This is a genomic window from Saccharopolyspora sp., assembly GCF_017434145.1.
Classification (GTDB): domain Bacteria; phylum Actinomycetota; class Actinomycetes; order Mycobacteriales; family Pseudonocardiaceae; genus Saccharopolyspora_C; species Saccharopolyspora_C galaxeae.
In genome coordinates this window covers 1-2782 of sequence record NZ_JAFRFW010000481.1, presented here as the reverse complement: position 1 = coordinate 2782, position 2782 = coordinate 1, and the positions used below count along the sequence as shown (strand labels likewise).

Genomic DNA, 2782 nt, shown 5'->3' with positions numbered 1-2782 from the left:
GCCGGGACGATCCGGATCGCGTGCCCGCCGCCGCGCGCGAGTTCGGCGCGCACGACGGTCCCGGCATGAACCAGGAACCGATCGACGCGGACCGCGTTCGGGTTGGTGTCCAAATCGGTCTCCGGCGCGTCCGCGTAGACGTGCGCGACGAAGGCTCCCGCACCGAGGAAGTGCAGCGGAACCTCCAGCGTCCGGGCCTGCTCGTCGGTCAGCGAGCCGACGAACCAGCTCTGCCCGCTGCGCCGCGCCATGGTGAGGAAGTCGCCGATTTCGCCCTGCACCACGCGGGTTTCGTCCCAGCTGACCGGAACTTCGCGCAGGAACTCGAACTCCGGCGTGCCCTCGTAGTGCTCCGGCACGTCCGAGAGCTGCTGAAGCCCGCTCAGCAGCACCGGGTACAGCGCGATCTGGTGCGCCCTGGTGGTGTGCACGCGGGTGCCGTCGTTGTCGCTGCCGTGGTCGTCGTCCGGGCTCTGCTCCGGGAACCAGGTGATGTCGAAGATCCCCGGCGTGTAGTCGAACGGACCGGCCAGCATGACCGTGAACGGCAGGATGAGGGTGTGCTCCGGCGGGTTGCCCTGCGACCAGGCGTCGTACTCGATGCCGCGCGCACCTTCGCGGGAGACGAAGTTCGGGAAGGTGCGCTCGATCCCGGTGCCCTTGATCGGCTCGTGCGCGTTGATCATCAGCCGGTGCTTCGCGGCCTTGTGGATCACGCGCTGGTAGTGGTTCACCATCGACTGGTCGTGGTGGTAGTGCGGCCCGATGTCCCCGGCGTAGCCAGTTTTCACGCCCGGCAGGCCCAGTTCCTCGTACAGCGCGAAAGCTTCGTCGATCTGCCGCTCGTAGTTGTCGATGCGGCCGCCGGTCTCGTTGTGCGCCAGGAAGTTCACCCCGCGCTCGCGGGCGTAGTCGACGACCCGGCGCAGGTCGAACTGGTCGTTGGGACGGATGAAGTCCTGGGCGCCGAAGTCACCACCGGTCGTCCACCCCTTGTTCCAGCCTTCGGCCAGCACGTACGGAATCCCGTTCGCCGCGGCGAAATCGATGCACCGCATGGTGTTCTCGGTGGTGGCGCCGAGGTCCGGACCCTCGATCCAGGTGTTGCGTCCTTTGTGGATCTCCCACCACACGCCGACGAACTTGCCGGGCGCGATCCACGAGGTGTCCTCGATCGCGCAAGGCTCGTTGAGGTTGAGCACCAGCGGCGACTCGATCAGCTCCCCGGCGCTGCGCCCGACCAGGAAAGCCCGCCACGGCGTGGGAAACGGGGCGCGCAGGATCGCCTTGCGGCGGCCCTCGCCCTTGCGCGGGACGAGCGCGCAACGCAGGCTCGGCCCGCCGTCGATCTTGGTCAGGGTCATCCCCGGGTAGTTGAACAGCGCGGCCTCGTGCACCGCGAGGTAGCAGTCCTCGGCGATCCGCACGGTCAGCGGCGTGGCCACGTCGCCGATGTGCTCGCCTTCCTCGTCCCGCGGCTCCTGCCACTCGTGCAGCCCGCCGGCCGCGGTCAGCGGAGTCTCGGTGTGCAGGTACTCCACCGAGTCGTAGTTCGCCGGGCTGGACCAGGCCGTGTGGTCGTCGGTGAAGCGGAACTCGGTGAGCTCGTCGAAGACCTCGAAGTCGCCCAGGTTGGGCTGCTGCGGGAACACGTAGCGGAACCCGGCACCGTCGTCGAAGACGCGGAATTCGATGTCCAGCAACCGGTCGGTCCCGGTCTCGCGCAACCGCACGACGGTGCTGTTGCAGTGGCTGCGCACTTCCGCGGCCGAACCCCACGTCGGCTGCCACGTCTCGTCGAGCTCCTCGTGGTGGGTGCCCAGGAGTTCGGCCGAGTCGCCTAATCGCGAGCCGTCGCCCAACTCGAAACCCATGGCCGACCAGTCGAGCACCGTCCGGGCGCCGCTGGTGATCGAGTACTGCGGTTTTCCTTGCTGCAAGCGGAAGTGCGCCTGCACGAGCCCGCCGGGTGCGGCGGTCGTGATCGGCGCCCCGGACGCCTCCGCGGCCGTTGCGGGGCTCCAGCTGATCGCGGTCATCCCGGCGGCGATGCCCGCCGCCTTGCCGAACGTGCGCCGGTCGATCCGATACCTGGACATGCGACTCCTTCGTCGTTCCATCGGGAGGTCAACGTCGCGGCGGTTCGGCCGCGGGCACGGCCATCGCCGAAGGCACCAGCAGCACCGCGACCACCAGCAGCGAGTGCAGCGTGCCGAAGTGGTCGCCGAGGTAGCCGAGCAGCGGCGGCCCGGCCAGGAACGCGGTGTAACCGATCGTGGAGACCACGCTGACCCGCGCGGCGGCCCGCTCCGGGTCGTCGGCGGCGGCGCTCATGCCGACCGGGAAGCCCAGCGAGGCACCCAGCCCCCCGATCGCCGCGCCCAGCACCGCCAGCGGCAGCCACGGCGCGAACACCACCAGCAGCACCCCGACCAGCGCGGTGGCCATGGTCGCCCAGATCACCGGCTGCCTGCCGAACCGGTCCAGCAGGCCGGTGCCGAGGGTGCGGCCCGCGGTCATCGCGCTCAGGAACACCGCGAAGCCGGCCGCGCCGAGCCAGGCAGGCGCGTCGTAGCCGTCCACCAGGGCCACCGCGAGCCAGTCGTTGGCGGTGCCTTCGGTCAGCGCCAGCGCCAGCACCATCAGCCCGATGACCAGCGTCCGCGGCTCGATCCACGCGCGCATCGACGGCCGGGAACCGGACTGCTGCCCGGAGTGCGCGGGCAGGAATCCCGGCGCGGCGCTCGCGGCCGAAGCGGCCGCGAAGATCGCGGCGATGATC

General features: G+C 70.1%; 2 protein-coding genes. Both read right to left on the bottom strand.

What is annotated here, in order from left to right:
* Positions 1–2099: glycoside hydrolase family 97 protein (locus IJH84_RS13325; protein WP_295144719.1), on the bottom strand; the 2099-nt coding region annotated here is incomplete at its 3' end.
* A 28-nt stretch (positions 2100–2127) separates the two neighbouring features.
* The coding region (locus IJH84_RS13320) for a sugar MFS transporter (RefSeq protein ID WP_295144716.1) at positions 2128–2782 on the bottom strand (655 nt) is incomplete at its 5' end.